Below are 18,781 nucleotides of genomic sequence, written 5' to 3'. Positions count from 1 at the left end.
GGCTCAATTCGTCGTGACGGCCGGCATGGGCCGTGAGGCGGGATGATCAACCCGTACATGCTGGCCCCGTAAGGCGCTCAGGGAAAGCGGCGCCGGTCAGGCTGCAGCAGGCCGCTCATTAAGAATCTGGCCAATGCGCCCACGGGCCATTAGGTGGGCGCCATGTTGCTGAACATCATCAAGCTTGGCGTCGGCGTGCCCGACGTCGAATGGCTGGAAAATCGCGCCAGGTCGGGAAAGCCCCTGATCGTCCACACGCGGATGACGCCCAAACGCGCCGCCGAGATCGAGGACGGCGGCTCGCTGTATTGGGTGGTCAAGGGCGTCATCGTCTGCCGCCAGCTGGTCTTGGACATCGCCACCCTGGGGCAGGGCAAGGACAGTCGTTGCGAGATCACGCTGGAGCCCAGGGTCGTCCGCACCGCCCCGATGGCGCGGCGACCGTTTCAGGGCTGGCGCTATTTCGAGGCCAAGGATGCGCCGGCGGACATGAGCGAACTGGATGCGGGCGAGGCGCCGGAGGAACTGGTGCGTCAGCTGCGCGAACTGGGCGCCTGGTAGCGCCAAATCCACAAAGTTTTTGGGAGTTGACCCCGGCCGGCGCGCATGGCCTGTGCCGCCTCCCATGATCGCGTTCAGCCCCCAGACCCGCCACACCCTTCGCGAACTGACCCATCTGGCCTGGCCGGTGGTCATGGCGCGGCTGGGCATCATGACGATGGGGCTGACCGACGCCATCGTGGTGGGACATTACGCCAGCCGCGAACTGGCCTATCACTCCCTGGCCTGGGCGCCGTCGTCGGTGGTTCTGACTACGGCGGTCGGCCTGATGATGGGGGTCCAGGTCATGACCGCGCGTCTGAGGGGCGAGGGGCGGGGCGACGAGGTCGGGGCCGTGCTGCGCCGCGGCCTGGTCTACGCCTTGCAGATCGGGGTGATCTCGATGATCGGCCTCTTGCTGCTGGGGCCGTTCGGCATGGTCCATATGGGCCTGGAGGACGGGCTGGCCGAAGGCGCGTCGCCCGTCCTGATGATCTTCGCCCTGTCGATGCCGGCCTATCTGATTTCGGTGGCGGCGCAGTTCTTTCTGGAGGGGCTGCATCGGCCCAAGGCCGGCATGGTCGCCATGTGGGTGGCCAATGCGGTCAATCTGGCGCTGAACATCGTTCTGGTGCCCGACCTTTTGGGGTTGGGCGTCCACGGCGCGGCGGCCTCGGCCTGGGCGACCTTCGGCGCGCGCACGGCCCTGGCCGTGTTCCTGGCCATCTATATCCTGCGCCTGCCCGAGGCGCGGGCCTGGGGGCTGTTCGCCAAACCCAGACGCGACCGTTCGGTCGAGGTGGAGCAGATCCGGGTCGGGATCGGCGCGGGGTCGTCCAACTTCATCGAGGTCGGGGCCTTCGCGGCCATGACCCTGTTCGCCGGACAGCTGGGCGCGGCCGAGACGGCCAGCTGGGCCGTGGTCATCAATGTGTCCGCCATTGTCTTCATGGTGCCCATGGGCTTGTCATCGGCGACGGCGGTGCTGGTGGGGCGGGCCTATGGGGCAGGGGACAAGGCGGGCGTGATGCGCAGCGGCCTGCTGGGCATCGGGGTGGTGACGGTTCTGGCCTTCATCATCGCCATCGGCCTGTGGCTGGCCGCGCGGCCGGTGGTCAGCGCCTATACGTCCGACCCCGCCATCCTGGCCATCGCGGCCCCGGCCCTGGTCCTGGCGACCCTGTTCTTCGTCGCCGACGCCCAGCAGGTCGTGGCCGCACAGGCCAACCGCGCGGCGGGCGACGTGGTCTGGCCCACGCTGATGCACCTGCTGTCCTATGGGATCATCATGATCCCGCTGGGCTGGTGGCTTGCGCACCGGATGGGCGTGAACGGCCTGGTCTGGTCGGTCATCGTCGCCAGCGTCATCTCCGGCGTCCTGCTGACGGGGCGGTTCTTGCGGGTGGCGAAGCGAGCAAGGCGCGAGTGACGGGCGGCGGGTGACGAGCGAGGTCTTTCCGATTTCCGGGAAATCGCACTTGCCGTGACCGCCAACGGTCGCCACTAACCACTCGCCACCCATCACTCGCCACTCGGTATCATGTCCCGCATCCTCATCACCTCGGCGCTGCCCTACATCAATGGCATCAAGCACCTGGGGAATCTGGCGGGGTCGATGTTGCCGGCCGACGTCTGGGCGCGGTTCAAGCGGGCCCAAGGTCATGAGGTGCTCTATATCTGCGCCACCGACGAGCACGGCACGCCGGCCGAACTGGCCGCCGCCGCCGCCGGTCAGGACGTGCGCACCTATTGCGACGAGCAGCATGAAATTCAGAAGGCGGCGGGCGAAGCGTTCGGCCTCAGCTACGACTGGTTCGGCCGATCCTCGAACCCGCAGAACCATCGGCTGACCCAGCATTTCGCGGAGGCTTTGGAGAAGAACGGCCTGATCGAGGAACGGGTCGATCGGATGATCTATTCGATCGACGACGCCCGCTTCCTGCCCGACCGCTATGTCGAAGGCACCTGCCCGCACTGCGGCCATGTCGGCGCGCGGGGGGATCAGTGCGACAACTGCGGGCGGCTGCTGGACCCGACTGACCTGATCGATCCCTATTCGTCGGTGTCGGGCTCCAGGAACCTGGAGGTTCGCGACACCCGCCACCTGTATCTGCTGCAGACCAAGATCGAGCCCGAAATCCGCGCCTGGGTCGACGCCAAGAGCGGCTGGCAGGTGCTGGCCAAGTCCATCGCCTACAAACATCTGGACGAGGGGCTGATCGACCGGGGCATCACCCGCGACCTGGCCTGGGGCGTGCCCGTGACCAAGAACGGCTTTCCCCGGCCGGGCATGGAGGACAAGGTCTTCTACGTCTGGTTCGACGCTCCCATCGAATATATCGCGGCGACCGAGGAATGGGCCGAGGGGACCGGGAACAACTGGCGCGACTGGTGGCGTCTTGACGAGGGGGCGGAGGACGTCCGCTACGTCCAGTTCATGGGCAAGGACAACGTCGCCTTCCACACGGTTTCCTTCCCGGCGACCATCATCGGTTCGGGCGAGCCATGGAAGACGGTGGACCAGCTGAAGGCCTTCAACTGGCTGAACTGGTATGGCGGCAAGTTCTCGACCAGCCAGAAGCGCGGCGTCTTTATGGACCAGGCGCTGGAGTTGCTGCCGGCCGACTATTGGCGCTGGCGGCTGACGGCCTACGGGCCGGAACACGCGGATTCGGCCTTCACCTGGGAGGACTTCCAGGCCTCGACCAACAAGGACCTGGCCGACGTGCTGGGCAACTTCGTCAACCGCATCGTCAAGTTCGCCGAGTCCAAGTTCGACGGCGTCGTGCCCGAGGGCGGCGAGCCGGGGCCGGTCGAAGCCAAGCTGGAGGCCGACATCCGCGCCGCTGTCGCCGAGGCGACCGAGCAGTTCGAGGCGATGGAGTTCCGAAAGGCGGCCGTGGCCATCCGCGCCGCCTGGGTGCTGGGCAACGAATATCTGCAGGTCGCGGCGCCCTGGACGGCGTTGAAGACCGATCGCGATCAGGCGGCGGTGGGGGTGCGGACGGGTCTGAATCTGGTCGCCCTGTTCGCGCGTCTGGCGGCGCCGATCCTGCCGTTCACGGCGCCGAGGATCGCGGCCTCGGTCGGATCGACCGACCTGTCGTGGCCCGATGCGGGCGCGGACCTGCTGAACGTCCTGCCGGTCGGGGGCAAGGTCGAGGCGCAGGGCGTGCTGTTCGCCAAGATCGAGGACGCCCAGGTGGCGGAATGGTCCGAACGGTTCGGCGGAGCGGACGCCTGATCGAGCGGGCAGGGAGCAGCGAAAGATGACGCCGAACCTCGCGCCCCTGACCGAACCGCAACGCGCGGCGATCCGCGAGCGCCTGGCTCGCAGCGGTCGGGCCCAGGTCGATGGCGTGCTGATCGAGGCGGACGCCCTGGCCCTGCACCGGGCGGCGGTCCAGGCTGAGTACAACGTGGTGACGCGGCGCGGGTCGGGTCATGTCGATCTGCCGGCGGCCTGGCTGGCGTCGCTGACGCCGCAGCAGAAGACAGGTCTGGGCCAGGCGGTCCAGGCTTCCGCGCGCGACGACTTTCAGTATCTTTACGACAATCACCCGATCTACGATCTGGCGGAGGCGGGTCAGGTGGCGCCGGTCTGGGCCGAACTGCTAGCCTTTCTGAACGGCGAAGCCTTTCTGAGCCTTATGCGCGACCTGACAGGCGAGCCCCGCATCGCTCTGGCCGACGCCCAACTGACGCGGTTCCGGGCGGGCCATTTTCTGACCGAGCACGACGACCATGCCGAGGGCAAGAACCGTTTCTTCGCCTATGTGCTGAACCTGACGCCGGCCTGGCGCATCGAATGGGGCGGCCTGCTGGCCTTCCACGGGGCTGACGGCAATGTGGCCGAAGCCTTCACTCCGCGCTTCAACACCCTGAACCTGCTGAAGGTGCCGTCGCCTCATTCCGTGACGCAGATCGCCCTTTCCGCAGGCGCCGAACGGATTTCGGTGACGGGATGGTTGAGGGCGGGCTGATCAACTCGCTGCGAACACCACCGGCAAGCCGGCCGCGTGCCAGGCTTGAATGCCGCCGGTCAGGTTGAACAGGGGCTGGCCGTCCGGACCGGTCGGGCCGACGAAGGCGCAGACCTGGTGGCTGCGGCCGCCCTTCAGGCACTGGACGACGATCTTCTTGTCGGCGGGCAGGTCCAGCGCCTCCCAAGCGGCGGGCATCTGGCTGAGCGGCGCCAGGATCGCGCCTTCGATGCGGGCGGCCGCGAACTCGTCCGGTTCGCGCACGTCGATCAGGACGGCTTCGCCGGACCCCAGCCAGGCGGCGGCTTCCTCGACCGTGACCGTGGCGACCGTCATCGGGCGGGCGCCGTGGGCTGGGCCGGGGCGTGGACGGGACTGTCCGCGGTGCGCTTCTGGCCCAGGTGTTTGGCGGCTTCCTCGGGGCCGATCTCCAGGAAGGCCGGGGCGGAGGCGTTGAACTGCTCCAGATGGCCGGTGCGCACCACGACCTGGCGCGCGCCGTCCCAGATCATGTGCAGGGCGACATAGAGCACCACGACCAGGCCGATATAGCCGATCCAGCTGAAGCGATGCAGCAGCTTGGCGATATAGGTGGCGGCGACCCCCATCAGGGCGATGGACAGGATCAGGCCGAAGACCATGATCCACGGATGTTCGTGCGCCGCACCGGCGACAGCCAGCACATTGTCCAGCGACATGGTGATGTCGGCGACCATGATCTGGATCAGGGCGGCGCCGAAGCTCTTGCGCTTGACGCCCAGTTCCTCGGGCGAGGGGCCGGTGCCGTGCTCGATGCTGAGCGCAAGCTGAAGCTCGGCCTCGGCCTCGGCCTGGTCGTGGGTCGCCTGTTCGCGCAGTTCGCGCCACATCTTCCAGCACACCCACAGCAGCAGCAGGCCGCCCGCCAGCAACAGACCGACCAGGGCCAGAAGCTGGACGGTGATCAGGGCGAAGCCGATGCGCATGACCACGGCGGCGGCCAGGCCGATCAGAATGGCCTTCTTGCGCTGGTCCTGGGGCAGGGCGGCGGCGGCCAGGCCCACGGCGACGGCGTTGTCGCCGGCCAGCACCAGGTCCATCAGCAGGACCTGGCCCAGGGCCGCAGCCTGGCTGGCGAGTTCGGGAGACGAGAGGAATTCCATTCCCGCTCTCTAACGCCGGTGCGGCGTTCTGTCAGCCGCGTTGCGCGCGCGCCGCCTCATAAAGCGCCACGGCGGCGGCGTTGGACACGTTCAGGCTCTCGAAACCGCCGGGCATGGGGATTTTGGCCAGGACGTCGCAGTGTTCGGCGACCAGGCGGCGGATGCCGTCGCCCTCCGACCCCATGACCAGGACGGTGGGCTGCGAATCGAACGCCTCTTCCAGCGTCTGTTCGCCCGACCCGTCCAGCCCCACCGCCCGCCAGCCCAGATCGGCCAGGCGCTCCAGCGCGCGCGACAGGTTCGTTACCCGCGCATGGGGCAGGCGTTCGGTCGCGCCGACGGCCGCCTTGGCCAGGGCGCCGGCCAGGGCCGGGGCGTGGCGCTCCTGAACGATGACGCCTCGAGCGCCGAAGGCCAGGGCCGAACGGAAGATGGCGCCGACGTTCTGGGGATCGGTCAGCTGGTCCAACATGACGATGATCCCCCGCGCCGGCTCGGCCAATTCCTCCAGCGACACGCCTTCCAGCGGCTGGACCTTGAACGCCATGCCCTGATGCACCGCGCCGGCGGGCAGCATCCGGGTCAGGGCCTGATTGTCCATGACCTCGATCTTGTGGCCGTGGTTCAGCCGCCCGTCCTCGATCTCCTGGGCGCGCTCGGCGGTGACGATCAAGCGGCCCGTTCCGCGCCGGGCGGGATTCGCCAGCGCGGCCAGAACCGGGTGCCGGCCCCATAGGAAATTATCGGCCTCGGCCTTGGACCGATCCGGCGAACGGGGCGGACGAGGACCGTCTTCGCGCCCGGAAAATCCTTGCGGGGCAGGCTTTTGCGCCTTGTCGCGCGGCCCGCTGGCTCGGCCTCCGAAGGCTGGCTTTTTACCGCTTTTACGGTCGTTGCGTTCTGATTTCGACGACACTATAAGACGCCCTCCGATTTGGAGCCCCAAGGGCTTTCGGGTCTGGGCGCCCCCTCTACTGCAGAGGAGGCGACATACCGAAGGCTTTTGTTTCGTCCCGCTTGAATAAGGGCGGAACGGAGGGGTCCGGCGGTTCGAAAAGGCGCGTTGGGGGAATGTCCCGAGCGGCAAAGGGGGGGGACTGTAAATCCCCTGCGTAAGCTTCGAAGGTTCGAGTCCTTCTTCCCCCACCACGCGCCTTGCGAACACGACGGATCAGGACGCCGGAGAGGATCGGCTGCGGCGTTCCCCTAGAACTTCCGCAGTCTCCGCGCGGGTATAGCACAATGGTAGTGCAGCAGCCTTCCAAGCTGAGGATGTCGGTTCGATCCCGTCTACCCGCTCCAGGTTTTTAGATCAGCATCGCGCCCCTCCGCTGACGGACCAGGGCCTTGAGGAGTTTTGGCCATGGCCAAGGAAAAGTTCGAACGGACGAAGCCGCACTGCAACATCGGCACGATCGGTCACGTCGACCACGGCAAGACGACGCTGACGGCGGCGATCACGATGACGCTGGCGAAGGCGGGCGGGGCGAAGGCGATGAACTACGCCGACATCGACGCGGCGCCGGAAGAGAAGGCGCGCGGGATCACGATCAACACGGCGCACGTGGAATATGAGACGGCGAACCGTCACTATGCGCACGTCGACTGCCCCGGCCACGCCGACTATGTGAAGAACATGATCACGGGCGCGGCGCAGATGGACGGCGCGATCCTGGTGGTGTCGGCCGCGGACGGCCCGATGCCGCAGACGCGCGAGCACATCCTGCTGGCCCGTCAGGTCGGCGTGCCGGCCCTGGTGGTGTTCATGAACAAGGTCGACCTGGTCGACGACGAAGAACTGCTCGAGCTGGTCGAGATGGAAGTGCGCGAGCTGCTCAGCAGCTACCAGTTCCCGGGCGACGAAATCCCGATCACCAAGGGTTCGGCCAAGGCCGCGACCGACGGCGTGAACCCGGAAATCGGCGAACAGCGCGTTCTGGCCCTGATGGAGACGGTCGACGCCTACATCCCGCAGCCGGAGCGTCCGGTCGACCTGCCGTTCCTGATGCCGGTGGAAGACGTGTTCTCGATCTCGGGCCGCGGCACCGTGGTCACGGGCCGCGTCGAGAAGGGCGTCATCAAGGTCGGCGAGGAAGTCGAGATCGTCGGCATCCGTCCGGTCCAGAAGACGACCTGCACGGGCGTGGAAATGTTCCGCAAGCTGCTGGACCAGGGCCAGGCGGGCGACAACGTCGGCGTTCTGCTGCGCGGCACCAAGCGTGAGGACGTCGAGCGCGGTCAGGTTCTGTGCAAGCCGGGTTCGATCACCCCGCACACCAAGTTCCAGGCCGAAGCCTACATCCTGACGAAGGAGGAAGGCGGCCGCCACACGCCGTTCTTCACCAACTATCGTCCGCAGTTCTACTTCCGCACGACGGACGTGACCGGCATCGTGCATCTGAAGGAAGGCGTCGAGATGATCATGCCGGGCGACAACGCCGAGCTGAGCGTCGAGCTGATCACGCCGATCGCGATGGACCAGGGCCTGCGCTTCGCCATCCGCGAAGGCGGCCGCACGGTCGGCGCGGGCGTCGTGGCCAAGATTATCGCCTAAGCGCGACGATCGGCCCCCTGGGCGCGAGCCTGCCGGGGTCGAAAGACAGAGTAGCGTAACAGAGCGGCCCCCGGAGCGATCCGGGGGCCGTTTCGCCGTGGGGGCGTCAGGCTTCGACAACCGAGCGGGCGATCTTGCCTGCAACCGAAAGCTCTGGTTTACGTTCGAAGACGGACGTTAACCTTTTGGCAACCACATGCGACGCGCCATCCGCCTTGGCATTTTCATCGGCGCCGTTCTGGGAATGAGCGCCTGCGCGACCCAATATGACGCCGACGGCCGCTCGACATCGGGCGCCTATGGCGGGATCGAGGCCGGGCGCACGGGCTGAGACGCAAGGAAAACGTGGCGCTGGCCGCCTTCCTGCCCTAATGTAGGGCTGCGGACGCCGGATGTTGCGCCGCGTTGGTCTCCAAAACCCCTAGATGTTACTCATCGCTATTGTCGTCGTTCTGCTCCTGGTGGTGCTCAACGGCTTGTTCGCCATGACCGAATTGGCGGTCGTCTCCTCCCGCAGGTCCAAACTCCAGGCCAGGGCGGAGCGGGGGGACCGGGGGGCGCGAGCGGCGCTGAAGCTGTCGGAGGAGCCGACGCAGTTCCTGTCGGCGGTCCAGGTCGGCATCACCCTGATCGGCATTCTGGCGGGCGCCTACGGCCAGGCGACCATCGCGGGCGAACTGGACCGCATCCTGGAAGTCGCCTTTCCGGCGCTGACGGCCTATACTGAGGTCTTCGCCACGGCCCTGGTGGTCGTGTGCATCACCTATGTCTCGCTGATCATCGGCGAACTGGTGCCCAAGCGCCTGGCGCTGATCTTTCCCGAGTCGGTGGCCTCCAAGATGGCAGGACCGATCTCGACGCTGGCGATCGTGCTTAAGCCGTTCGTCCTGCTGCTGACCGCCTCGACCTCGGGCATATTGAAGGTGCTGGGAGTCAAGGATCGCGACGGCTCGGACGTGACCCAGGAGGAGGTGGCCACCATCCTGGCCGAAGGCACCTCCGCCGGCCTGATCGAGCCGGAAGAGCAGGAGATGATCGAGGAGATCATGCGCCTGGGCGATCGGCCGGTGCGCGTGGCCATGACGCCGCGCCACGACGTCTTTTGGATCGCCCTGGACGATCCCGAGGAGGTCGTCCGCGAGGAAATCCGCACCTGCCCCTATTCGCGCATCGTGGTGGCGCGCGAGAACGACGTCGATAATCCCCTGGGCTTGGTCCACAAGAAGGACGTGCTGGACGCGCTGTTGACCACGGGCAAGATCGACATCGAACCGCTGGTCGCCGAACCCGCCTTCATTCCGCAGTCGACTTCGGTGTTGAAGGCGCTGGAGATACTGAAGGGTTCGCGGGTCCACATGGCCTTCATCGTCGACGAATACGGCGCCTTCGAAGGCGTCGTGACGGCGACCGATATTCTGGAGATGATCGCCGGCGACTTCGACGAGGGACACGACGAGGAACAGGCCTGGATTCATCAGCGCGCCGACGGCAGCTGGCTGGTGGATGGCCAGACCGACCTGGACGACCTGGCCGACGCCCTGGGCGAGGATTTCGGCGAGCACGAAGGGTTCCACACGGTCGCCGGCCTGATCCTGCACCAGATCTCGCGCGTGCCGGACGAGGGCGAGGTGCTGCAGGTCGGGCGATTCGAAGTCGAGGTCGTGGACATGGACGACCGCCGGATCGACAAGCTGATCTTCAAGGAACTGATCAAGGCCGAGGACGAGCGGGACGCCATCGCCGCCCATCTGGAAGACTAGCTGTCGCATTGGCGGGGTCGGCGTCACATCGCCCTTGAAATACAGGGCGGCGTCGGGCATACGCCCCCCTCTGGCGAACGCGCGGACCGGACGGTGCGCGCGATTGTCTAGGAGTTTAGCTCAGCTGGTAGAGCACCGGTCTCCAAAACCGGGGGTCGTGGGTTCGAGTCCCCCAACTCCTGCCAATCCCCCCTGTCGCTGCCGGATGGGACTTCCCATCTGGGGCGACAGGAACAATTGTGTGAAGAGCAACTGATGGCCAAGGCCAAAACTCCCGGCAAGCGGCCTCAAGGCAGCGCGAAGCCCCAGGTCGCTGCGGCCGCGGCCGCCATCACGGTCGATTCGCCCGAGCCGAAGAAACCCCGCACCAGCCCTGGCCAGTTCATCAGCCAGGTTCGCGCCGAGGGCCGAAAGATCGTGTGGCCCAGCCGCAAGGAAACCTGGATCACCTCGGTGATGGTTTTCATCATGGTCCTGATCGCCTCGATCTTCTTCTGGATCGTGGACACCGGCCTGGGCTACGCCTTCCGCTACATCATCGCTCTCGGATCCTGAGAAAGACGCGCCCATGACCGATGCAGCGCCTGCAAAGCCCGCCAATCCGCGCCACAAGTGGTATATCGTCAACGCCTATTCGAACTTCGAAAAGAAGGTCGCCGAGCAGTTGCGCGATCAGGCCAAGCAGCAGGGCCTGGAAGACGCCTTCTCCGAAATCCTGGTCCCGACCGAGGATGTCGTCGAGATCCGTCGCGGCCGCAAGGTGAACTCCGAGCGCAAGTTCTTCCCCGGCTATGTGCTGGTGAAGATGGAGATGACGGATCAGGCCTACCACCTGGTCAAGAATACGCCGAAGGTGACGGGCTTCCTGGGCGCCGCGGGCGGCACCAAGCCGCTGCCGGTCTCGGAGCGCGAGGTCCAGAACATCATCGGGGCCGTGGAAGAGGGCGTCGAGCGTCCCAAGCCCACGATCCGCTTCGACATCGGCGAGAAGGTCAAGGTCATCGACGGTCCGTTCGCCAGCTTCGACGGCTCGGTCGAGAGCGTGGACGAGGAACACGCCCGCTTGCGCGTCGCCGTGTCCATTTTCGGCCGCGCCACGCCGGTCGAGCTGGAATATGCCCAGGTGGAGAAGGTCGCGGGCTGAGGCCGGCGAGATTCGAGATTTGAAGCCGCGTCCCAAGGGGCGCGGCTTTTTCGTTTCAGCGTGCCAATTTCTTTCGTCATCCCCAGGGCTTGTCCCTGGGATCCAGACTCGCGGTGTTGAGGATTGCGCAATCCGCCCAAGCACCGGGAGTCTGGATCCTCGCCACAAGGGCGAGGATGACGTGTTGTGAAGCGGCGGCCGGCCATAGTCGTTGTGTCTTTGCGGTCGTTCTGTTACACGCGCGCCTTCGCTCGGCGGGCCTCGGCTCGCGGGGCGGCAAATCCGTGGGAGGCAGCCATGCCGCACCACGGCTCACCGGCCCTGCGTTCGTTCGCCGGGTCATTCATAGGAGAGACCAATGGCCAAGAAGATTCTCGGCTATATCAAGCTGCAAGTGCCGGCCGGTTCGGCCACGCCTTCGCCCCCGATCGGCCCGGCTCTGGGTCAGCGCGGCGTGAACATCATGGGCTTCTGCAAGGAGTTCAACGCGCGCACCGAGAAGGAAGCCAAGGGCACCCCGCTTCCGACCGTCATCACCGTCTATCAGGACAAGTCGTTCACCTTCGTCACCAAGACGCCCCCGGCGACCTGGTACCTGAAGCAGGCCACCGGCCTGAAGTCGGGCTCCAAGCTGGTCGGCCGTGAAGTCGCCGGCAAGATCACCGTGGCCCAGCTGCGCGAGATCGCCGAGAAGAAGATGAAGGATCTGAACGCGAACGATCTGGACGCCGCGACGAAGATCATCGAAGGCTCCGCCCGCGCGATGGGCCTTGACGTGGTGGAGGGCTAATCCATGGCTAAGCAAACCAAGGCTCAAAAGGCCCGCACCGGCGTCACCCAGGACCTGCTGCCCTTCTCCGACGCCATCAAGCTGGCCAAGGAAAACGCCAAGGCCAAGTTCGACGAATCCCTGGAGATCGCCGTCAACCTGGGCGTCGATCCGCGTCACGCCGACCAGCAGGTCCGCGGCGTGGTGAACCTGCCCTCGGGCACCGGCCGTGACGTCCGCGTCGCCGTCTTCGCCAAGGACGCCAAGGCGGCCGAGGCTGTCGCCGCCGGCGCCGAACACGTCGGCGCCGAGGATCTTTACGAAAAGATCGCCGGCGGCTTCATGGAGTTCGACCGCGTCATCGCCTCGCCGGACATGATGGCCCTGGTCGGTCGTCTGGGCAAGGTGCTGGGCCCGCGCGGCCTGATGCCCAACCCCAAGGTCGGCACCGTGACCCCGAACGTGGCCCAGGCCGTCAAGGACGCCAAGGGCGGCGCCGTCGAGTTCCGCGTCGAGAAGGCGGGCATCGTCCACGCCGGCATCGGCAAGGCGTCCTTCACCCAGGACGCCCTGGAAGCCAACGTCAAGGCCATCGTGGACGCCCTGGTCCGCGCCAAGCCGTCGGGCGCCAAGGGCACCTATGTGAAGCGCATCAGCCTGTCCTCGACGATGGGTCCGGGCTTCAAGGTCGACCCGGCCTCGCTGGGCGCCTGATCGGTTCTCGCGGATCGGCCTCATGCCGCGCGCAAGCGCGACAGGCTGCAAGGAATGAAGGCCCCGGAGAGCGATCTCCGGGGCCTTTGTCTTTCTGACGGCGACGCCGACCGGTCAGTCCGTCCTGTCGCCGTCGAACATGGTGTTGCCGTTCGCGGTCGTCGCCGGAATGGGCTGGATGACGTCGAAATGCTCGACGATCTTGCCGTTCTCGACGCGGAAGATGTCCACGATGGCCCGGCCGGCGTCTGCCGGTCCGTCCTGAGACTGAACGTGCAGGGCGACCAGATCGCCGTCCGCCAGCACGCGGTGGATGATGGCGCGCGACTGCGGGTGTTCGCGGAAGAAGCCCTCGAAATAGCCGTAGAAGGCCGCCGCGCCGTTCGGGACTCGCGGATTGTGCTGGATGTAGCGATCGCCGATGTAGAGGCGGGCGGCCTCGGTCGGGCGATGCCGGTTGAAGGCCAGGTCATAGAAGGCGGTGACGATTCTTGCGTTCTCGGCCTCGGTCGGCGTGCGGTTGGCTGTCGCCACGTCGGACCGGGGGGCGGCCAGGGCGGCGGGCGCGAACCCCGCCGCCAGACCGACCGTCGCCATCGCCGCCAGAATAAGGGGCTTCATGACGTCGTCTCTCAATAGGCGGCGGTGAAGCGAGCGCGGCTGTGTTTGTGCTGCTCCAGCTCGTCGACCATGGCGATGGCGTAGTCGGCGAAGCTGATCTTGCTTTCGCCCTTGTCGTCTACGACCAGCTGGTCCTCGCCGGTGCGGAAATGGCCCAGGCGCGGGCCTTCCTCGATCACTGCGGCGGGCGAGAAGAAGGTCCAGTCGATGTCCTTTTCACCGCGCAGGGCGTCCAGGAAGACGATCCCGCCTCTTGCGAAGGTCTTCCATTCCTCCGGGAACTCGGGCGTGTCGATCAGGCGGACGCCGGGCGCGACCTCAAGGCTGGCGGCGCCGCCGGTGACGAGCAGACGCGCGACGCCAGCAGTCTTGAGCGCGGTCAGCAGGGTTTCGGCGGGCACGTCGAAATGCAGGGCGCTGATGACGGCGTCCGATCCCTCGATCAGCTTGGCCAGGGCGGCGGGGTCCGAGGCGTCGCCGGCGATGGGGGTGACGCCGGGCGCAGCGGGAATGGCGTCGGGCTTGCGGGCGATGGCGACGACGGCATGACCGCGCGCGGCCAGTTCCTTGGTGATTTCCGATCCAGCGCGGCCGCTGGCGCCGAGGACTGAGACTTTCATGGAAGGCTCCTTCAGGTTTCCAATGGATACCAGGTGCGCTATGGAGGGGGACCATGCAAGACGGCACCTTTTCCTCACCTGGTCACTTGGACGAAACCTGGACGCGCGGCGACGTGTTCGCCGCCGGATGCCCGACGCGGCGACTGCTGGACCGGATCGCCGACAAGTGGAGCGCCCTGGTCCTGATCGTGCTGGGGGAGGGGCCGATCCGGTTCAACGCCCTGAAGCAGCGGGTGGACGGGGTGTCGCAGAAAATGCTGAGCCAGACGTTGAAGTCGCTGGAGCGCGACGGGCTGGTGTCGCGCTCGGTCCAGGGCGCCGCGCCGGTGTCCGTCACCTATGCGGTGACTCCGTTGGGGATGACGCTGATGGCGGCGATGCAGTCGATGATCGACTGGGCGGAGACCCGGATGCCCGAGGTGGCGGCGGCCCAGGCCGACTACGACCGGCGATCCTTCGAAACCCACTGAACGGCCAGTTTTTTTATCTCGGCCGGCGAACGGCCACGCTCCGCCCGCGTTCCGTTGCGACAAGGCAAGGGAGCGTCATGTTCGGTTTGGGTAGGTTGAGGGGCGACAAGCCCATGACGGGCGGCGATCCCTGGAAGGGCCGGCTGGCGTTCGGCGCGGTCGTGCTTGTGGCGGGCTATTTCGCGGTCCAGCTGGTGGTGACGCTGCACACCCTGTGGCTGCTGATCTTCGGGGCCATCGTGGTGGCGGTGATCCTGCGTGCGCTGGCCGATCCCATCGTGCGCTGGCTGAAGACGCCGGACCCGCTGGCGGTGTTCCTGTCGCTGATGATCGTGGCGTCGGTGCTGGCCGGAGTGCTGACGCTGTTCGGCGCCCAGATCGCCAACCAGGTGAACACCCTGACCGCCATCCTGCCGCAGGGTTGGGCGCAGGTGCAGAGCTGGATCGCGGCCCAGCCCTACGCCGCCCAGATTCTGGAGCAGCTCCAGAATCTGGGCAGTCGGGCCGGAGAGGCGTTGCAGGTGGCGCAGAAATTCGCCTTGGGCTTCGCCTCGGGCGTCACCACCCTGGTGCTTGTCATCGTGGCCGGCGTATTCCTGGCCATCGAGCCGGCCAAGTCGCGCGAAGGGTTGCTGTCGATGCTGCCGCTGGATCGGCGCCCGCGGATGCGCGAGGTGCTGAACGCCTGCGGCAAGGCGTTGAAGGGCTGGCTGAAGGCGCAACTGTTCTCGATGGTGCTGGTCGGCGCGATGACCGGCGTGGGGCTGGCGATCATCGGCGTGCCCTCGGCCCTGGGGCTGGGGCTGCTGACGGGCCTGGCGCAATTCGTGCCCATTGTCGGGCCGATCGTGTCGACCATTCCATCAGTCCTGGTGGCGGCCACGCAAGGGTGGGAGACGGCGCTGCTGGCGGTGCTGCTTCATGTCGTCATCTCTCAGCTGGAGGCCAACTTCATCACGCCCATGGTGCAGAAGAACGTGGCCAACCTGCCGGTCGTGCTGGGCATCTTCGCCGTGGTGGGGATCGGCTCGCTGTTCGGGCCGCTGGGGGTGCTTTTCGCCACGCCGCTGGCCCTGGTGCTGCACACCCTGGTGACGATGCTGTATCGTCAGGACGTGCTGCACGACCCCGAGGCCAAGGCGCCGGGCGAGAAATAATCCGGTCATCCGTGCGCTGACAACTTGACGCAGCGGTCGCGATCCCGTTTCGAGAGCGGCGCCGAACGGCCGCCATGGGCGAGGAGAAGGACGTGACGCTGACAAACCGACCCACTCCGCGCGGCGAGGCCTGAGCTTGGCGCGCGTCGGCTCCAAACGCACGGCCCGGTCCGAGACCCGTCAGGTGGCGGCCTTGCCCTGGCGGCTGGAGAACGGCCAGCGGCGCATCCTGATGATCACCTCGCGCGAGACGCGCCGCTGGGTCATTCCCAAGGGCGGTCGAATGGTCGGCAAGACCGATCCCGAGGCCGCCGCCCAGGAGGCGATGGAGGAGGCGGGGGTCAAGGGCGACATCGACAGCCAGTCCATCGGCGTCTTCCGCTACGCCAAGGGAATGCGAGACGGGGGCGTGCGCCAGTGCGTGGTCTCGGTCTATCCGCTGGAGGTGCTGATCCAGATGGGCGTCTGGCCCGAGGCCCATCAGCGCGAGCGGCGCTGGATGACGCCGGGCGAGGCGGCGGACCTGGTGCACGAACCTGATCTGGCCGCCCTGATTCGCGACTTCGCCGCCACGCCGCTGGCCGATTAGACAACCGCCGGTCGATTTGCGCTGGTCAGCAGGGCCGCCGCCTGCCGATAAGGGAGGGCGGGAGGCTGTCATGATCACTATCCGAAATCTTGCGCTGGGCCTGGCGTTCGGCTTGGCTGCGGCGGGGGCCGCGACGGGGGCTGCGGCCCAGAGCCAAGATCAGACCCAGGGCGAAGGTCCGCGCGTCGAAGTCAGGCGGGAGCCCTTGCTGGTCGTCCGGCAGGACGACGGTCTGGCGCGTCGCACCGGCTTGGCGCGCGAACTCATCGCTTTGTCGGCGGGACCGAACTTCGCCAAGGAGATCGAGCGGAGCATAGGCGCGGAACTCGAAAAGATCGGCGAGGGGCAGGGCGAAGAGGCCGCCTGGGTCCGCACCGCCATGCCGCCGATTATGGGCCGCATGGCGACGCGGTTGATGGATGAAATGGCGCCCGCCTATGCCGAAATCTATACCGAGGAGGAACTGCGCGGACAGATCGACTTCTACCGCAGTCCGGTGGGGCGGGCGGTCGCGACCAAAACGGTTCCATTGGCTATAGCCACGCAGGAAGTTCAGGTCTCGGTCATGACGGATTTCATGACAGAGCTTCAAAGCAAGTACTGCGCCCGCTTCACCTGCGACCCGGGCCAGAGCGGGGTCAAGTCCAGGCGTTGAGACCTAACCGTCCAGTTCGGGGTAACGGCGGAAGATGCCGTCCTGGTTGAAGGGGATGCGGCGGTCGCTGGCCAGATAGGCGGCGATACGGGGCAGGGCGGCGACGCGGTCGCGAACGGCGGCGACCCTGGGCGCGGTCGCCAGCGCTCGGGCCGTCGCCTGGGGAAAGGCGTAGGCCAGGCCCTCGACCACCTGGAACAGCGACAGGTCGCCATAGGTCGGGCGGTCGCCGACCATCCAGTCAGGGCCATTCGGATTGCGCTCCAGCACCGTCTCGGCCCAGGTCAGGAATTTGGGAATGCGCGCCTGGCGGAAGCCCTCGGCGCGCCGGGCCGCCTCCGGCTTCTGTTTGTCGTAATAGGCCGTCAGATCGACGGGGTGATGGGTGTCGTGCGCCTCGACCACCAGGTCGGCCAGGGTCAGCTGGATCTGGTTCAGCCAGGCGCGGTCGCTGTCGCCGTCGGGACTGAGGCCCAGTTGCGGCCCCAGCCAGGCCAGGATGGCCGCGACCTGGCCGATGATCCGGCCGCCCAGACGGACGAAAGGCGGGGCGAAGGACGGCGTGGCGGCCTGGGCCATCAGGGCCTCCATGGCCGCGCCGTCGTCCTGGCGCGAGACGTCGACATAGTCGGCGCCCGCCGCCTCGAACGCCAGGCGCACGAATTCGCCGCGTCCCTGGATGGTCGGCCAGTAATAGAGTTCATAGGCCATGCGATCCGCGCCTTGCTTTTGTCGATCCGTGCCTGTAAGAGCGCCGCTTCCCGTTAGAGGTTCATCTTCTGACGGTCCTGTCCGAGAACTTCGGGGCGTGGGGGCCACCTGCGCCGTAACTGTCAGAGAGCCCTCTGGCGCCGTGGGGAGATGGGGACGCGACCTTGCGCCGTCAGCCCGCATTCCGGGACGGACGCCGTCAGCCGCATCCTTCGGACAATAAGACCGGCCTGAACGCTTCGCGGCGACGCGGCGCGCTTTGGCCAATCCGTCGTCGGGAATAAGCCCGGCGGCGAATACCAAGACTGGAGACCGCAATGGATCGCGCTCAAAAAGCCGAGTCTATCGAATCGCTCAAGGGCGTGTTCGCCGAGGCCGGCAGCGTGGTCGTGACCCACAACTTGGGTCTGACCGTTGCGGAAATGGAAGACCTGCGTGGTCGCCTTCGCAAGGAGGGCGGCGCGTTCAAGGTGGTCAAGAACCGCCTGGCGCTGAAGGCGCTCGAAGCCGAAGAAGGCAGCGACTACCACGGCCTGTTCAAGGGCCCGGTGGGCATCGCCTACTCCGAGAACCCCGGTACGGCCGCCAAGGTCGCCACCGAGTTCGCCAAGGCCAACGATCGCTTCAAGATCGTCGGCGGCTTCATGGGCGAAACCGTCGTCGATCAGAAGGGCGTCGAGGCTCTCTCGAAGCTCCCGACGCTGGACGAGGTTCGCGGTCAACTCATCGGCCTGCTCAATGCGCCTGCGACCCGTATCGCCGGCGTGCTGCAAGCACCCGCCGGTCAGCTGGCTCGCGTGTTCAACGCCTACGCCACCAAGGAAGCCGCGTAAGCGGTCCCGCCTTTCATCTCTGCATCACTCTCTGAACCTCATCCTCCGAAGGAAAACTGACAATGGCCGACCTCGCCAAGATCGTCGAAGACCTGTCCGCGCTTACCGTTCTGGAAGCCGCTGAACTCTCCAAGCTGCTGGAAGAAAAGTGGGGCGTCAGCGCCGCTGCTCCGGTCGCCATGGCTGCTCCGGCCGCCGGCGGCGGCGCTCCGGCTGAAGCCGCCGAAGAGCAAACCGAATTCACCGTCGTCCTGCTGGACGGCGGCGACAAGAAGATCAACGTGATCAAGGAAGTCCGCGGCGTCCGTTCGGACCTGGGCCTGAAGGAAGCCAAGGACCTGGTCGAAGGCGCTCCGCAGAACGTCGTCGAGAACGTCTCCAAGCAAGCCGCCGACGAAGTCGCCAAGAAGCTGACGGAAGCCGGCGCCAAGGTCCAGATTAAGTAATCCGGGCCTCGGCACTGCCGAAGATCGCGGGGCCGGTGGGAAACCACCGGCCCCGTTTTCGTTTCGGACACCC

General features: G+C 66.5%; 23 protein-coding genes and 3 tRNA genes. 20 read left to right on the top strand and 6 right to left on the bottom strand.

Annotation, left to right across the window (positions count from 1 at the left end):
• Window positions 1-162: 162 nt before the first annotated feature.
• From AC0L6G_RS05915 to AC0L6G_RS05900, 4 genes are all read left to right on the top strand, one after another.
• A complete protein-coding gene (locus AC0L6G_RS05915; RefSeq protein ID WP_293825841.1) occupies window positions 163-561 on the top strand; it encodes a DUF1489 family protein in 399 nt (132 codons plus the stop codon).
• Between the two features lie 64 nt (window positions 562-625).
• Entirely contained in the window at window positions 626-1,969 is a 1,344-nt protein-coding gene (locus AC0L6G_RS05910; RefSeq protein WP_473252978.1) for an MATE family efflux transporter, read from the top strand.
• A 111-nt stretch (window positions 1,970-2,080) separates the two neighbouring features.
• Window positions 2,081-3,784, top strand: coding sequence for a methionine--tRNA ligase (gene metG, locus AC0L6G_RS05905; RefSeq protein ID WP_473252977.1), 1,704 nt, complete (start codon window positions 2,081-2,083; stop codon window positions 3,782-3,784).
• A gap of 25 nt (window positions 3,785-3,809) precedes the next feature.
• Entirely contained in the window at window positions 3,810-4,523 is a 714-nt protein-coding gene (locus AC0L6G_RS05900; RefSeq protein ID WP_293828745.1) for a 2OG-Fe(II) oxygenase, read from the top strand.
• Here AC0L6G_RS05900 and AC0L6G_RS05895 read toward each other — a convergent pair whose 3' ends face one another.
• Genes AC0L6G_RS05895 through rlmB form a run of 3 tightly spaced genes read right to left on the bottom strand, consistent with a single transcriptional unit; the run spans window position 4,524 to window position 6,581 of the window.
• Window positions 4,524-4,859, bottom strand: coding sequence for a rhodanese-like domain-containing protein (locus AC0L6G_RS05895; protein ID WP_293828743.1), 336 nt, complete (start codon window positions 4,857-4,859; stop codon window positions 4,524-4,526).
• Window positions 4,856-5,665 (bottom strand): TerC family protein, encoded by an 810-nt coding sequence (locus AC0L6G_RS05890; protein ID WP_293828742.1) that lies wholly within the window; start codon window positions 5,663-5,665, stop codon window positions 4,856-4,858. The genes AC0L6G_RS05895 and AC0L6G_RS05890 overlap by 4 nt, the downstream gene beginning before the upstream one ends.
• A 31-nt stretch (window positions 5,666-5,696) precedes the next feature.
• A complete protein-coding gene (gene rlmB, locus AC0L6G_RS05885) occupies window positions 5,697-6,581 on the bottom strand; it encodes a 23S rRNA (guanosine(2251)-2'-O)-methyltransferase RlmB (protein ID WP_293828740.1) in 885 nt (294 codons plus the stop codon).
• Between the two features lie 149 nt (window positions 6,582-6,730).
• Here rlmB and AC0L6G_RS05880 point away from each other — a divergent pair.
• The 10 genes from AC0L6G_RS05880 to rplA all read left to right on the top strand — a co-directional run bounded on the left by AC0L6G_RS05880 (window position 6,731) and on the right by rplA (window position 12,606).
• Window positions 6,731-6,814 (top strand) — tRNA-Tyr (locus tag AC0L6G_RS05880).
• Window positions 6,815-6,893: 79 nt separating this feature from the next.
• Window positions 6,894-6,967 (top strand) — tRNA-Gly (locus tag AC0L6G_RS05875).
• A gap of 61 nt (window positions 6,968-7,028) precedes the next feature.
• Entirely contained in the window at window positions 7,029-8,219 is a 1,191-nt protein-coding gene (tuf, locus tag AC0L6G_RS05870) for an elongation factor Tu (protein WP_314187333.1), read from the top strand.
• Between the two features lie 196 nt (window positions 8,220-8,415).
• Window positions 8,416-8,550, top strand: coding sequence for a hypothetical protein (locus AC0L6G_RS05865; RefSeq protein ID WP_291540514.1), 135 nt, complete (start codon window positions 8,416-8,418; stop codon window positions 8,548-8,550).
• Window positions 8,551-8,644: 94 nt separating this feature from the next.
• Entirely contained in the window at window positions 8,645-9,979 is a 1,335-nt protein-coding gene (locus tag AC0L6G_RS05860; protein WP_473252976.1) for a hemolysin family protein, read from the top strand.
• Window positions 9,980-10,088: 109 nt separating this feature from the next.
• Window positions 10,089-10,164, top strand: a tRNA-Trp gene (locus AC0L6G_RS05855).
• Window positions 10,165-10,234: 70 nt separating this feature from the next.
• Window positions 10,235-10,534: a preprotein translocase subunit SecE gene (gene secE / locus AC0L6G_RS05850; protein ID WP_291540519.1), complete on the top strand. Its 300-nt coding sequence runs from the start codon at window positions 10,235-10,237 to the stop codon at window positions 10,532-10,534.
• A gap of 13 nt (window positions 10,535-10,547) precedes the next feature.
• Complete coding sequence (gene nusG / locus AC0L6G_RS05845) at window positions 10,548-11,123, top strand: transcription termination/antitermination protein NusG (RefSeq protein ID WP_017506694.1); 576 nt, start codon at window positions 10,548-10,550, stop codon at window positions 11,121-11,123.
• A 358-nt stretch (window positions 11,124-11,481) separates the two neighbouring features.
• Window positions 11,482-11,913, top strand: a complete 432-nt coding sequence (gene rplK / locus AC0L6G_RS05840; protein ID WP_293828271.1) for a 50S ribosomal protein L11 — start codon at window positions 11,482-11,484, stop codon at window positions 11,911-11,913.
• Between the two features lie 3 nt (window positions 11,914-11,916).
• Window positions 11,917-12,606, top strand: coding sequence for a 50S ribosomal protein L1 (rplA, locus tag AC0L6G_RS05835; protein ID WP_293828269.1), 690 nt, complete (start codon window positions 11,917-11,919; stop codon window positions 12,604-12,606).
• A gap of 114 nt (window positions 12,607-12,720) precedes the next feature.
• On the opposite strand, the gene AC0L6G_RS05830 is transcribed toward rplA, so the two are convergent.
• Window positions 12,721-13,227, bottom strand: a complete 507-nt coding sequence (locus AC0L6G_RS05830; protein ID WP_293828267.1) for a nuclear transport factor 2 family protein — start codon at window positions 13,225-13,227, stop codon at window positions 12,721-12,723.
• 11 nt (window positions 13,228-13,238) lie between these two features.
• Window positions 13,239-13,847, bottom strand: coding sequence for an NAD(P)-dependent oxidoreductase (locus tag AC0L6G_RS05825; RefSeq protein ID WP_293828266.1), 609 nt, complete (start codon window positions 13,845-13,847; stop codon window positions 13,239-13,241).
• A gap of 53 nt (window positions 13,848-13,900) precedes the next feature.
• Here AC0L6G_RS05825 and AC0L6G_RS05820 point away from each other — a divergent pair, with 53 nt between their 5' ends.
• The 4 genes from AC0L6G_RS05820 (at window position 13,901) to AC0L6G_RS05805 (ending at window position 16,718) form a co-directional block, all read left to right on the top strand.
• Window positions 13,901-14,317: a winged helix-turn-helix transcriptional regulator gene (locus tag AC0L6G_RS05820; RefSeq protein ID WP_291540272.1), complete on the top strand. Its 417-nt coding sequence runs from the start codon at window positions 13,901-13,903 to the stop codon at window positions 14,315-14,317.
• A gap of 77 nt (window positions 14,318-14,394) precedes the next feature.
• Window positions 14,395-15,474: an AI-2E family transporter gene (locus tag AC0L6G_RS05815; RefSeq protein ID WP_291540270.1), complete on the top strand. Its 1,080-nt coding sequence runs from the start codon at window positions 14,395-14,397 to the stop codon at window positions 15,472-15,474.
• Window positions 15,475-15,610: 136 nt separating this feature from the next.
• Window positions 15,611-16,063 (top strand): NUDIX hydrolase, encoded by a 453-nt coding sequence (locus AC0L6G_RS05810; protein ID WP_293828265.1) that lies wholly within the window; start codon window positions 15,611-15,613, stop codon window positions 16,061-16,063.
• Window positions 16,064-16,133: 70 nt separating this feature from the next.
• Window positions 16,134-16,718, top strand: a complete 585-nt coding sequence (locus AC0L6G_RS05805; RefSeq protein ID WP_293828264.1) for a DUF2059 domain-containing protein — start codon at window positions 16,134-16,136, stop codon at window positions 16,716-16,718.
• Between the two features lie 3 nt (window positions 16,719-16,721).
• On the opposite strand, the gene AC0L6G_RS05800 is transcribed toward AC0L6G_RS05805, so the two are convergent.
• Window positions 16,722-17,429, bottom strand: a complete 708-nt coding sequence (locus AC0L6G_RS05800; protein ID WP_473252974.1) for a glutathione S-transferase — start codon at window positions 17,427-17,429, stop codon at window positions 16,722-16,724.
• A gap of 317 nt (window positions 17,430-17,746) precedes the next feature.
• Between AC0L6G_RS05800 and rplJ the strand changes: the two genes are divergently transcribed.
• Together rplJ and rplL are read left to right on the top strand one after the other, a co-directional pair.
• Window positions 17,747-18,262: a 50S ribosomal protein L10 gene (gene rplJ / locus AC0L6G_RS05795; protein ID WP_291540259.1), complete on the top strand. Its 516-nt coding sequence runs from the start codon at window positions 17,747-17,749 to the stop codon at window positions 18,260-18,262.
• A gap of 62 nt (window positions 18,263-18,324) precedes the next feature.
• The gene (gene rplL / locus AC0L6G_RS05790; protein ID WP_293828262.1) at window positions 18,325-18,708 is read left to right on the top strand and encodes a 50S ribosomal protein L7/L12; all 384 of its coding nucleotides are present in this window, start codon (window positions 18,325-18,327) and stop codon (window positions 18,706-18,708) included.
• Window positions 18,709-18,781 lie beyond the last annotated feature (73 nt).

Source organism: Brevundimonas sp. D3-1P, assembly GCF_055809335.1.
This window is presented reverse-complemented; position numbering and strand designations above follow the sequence as displayed.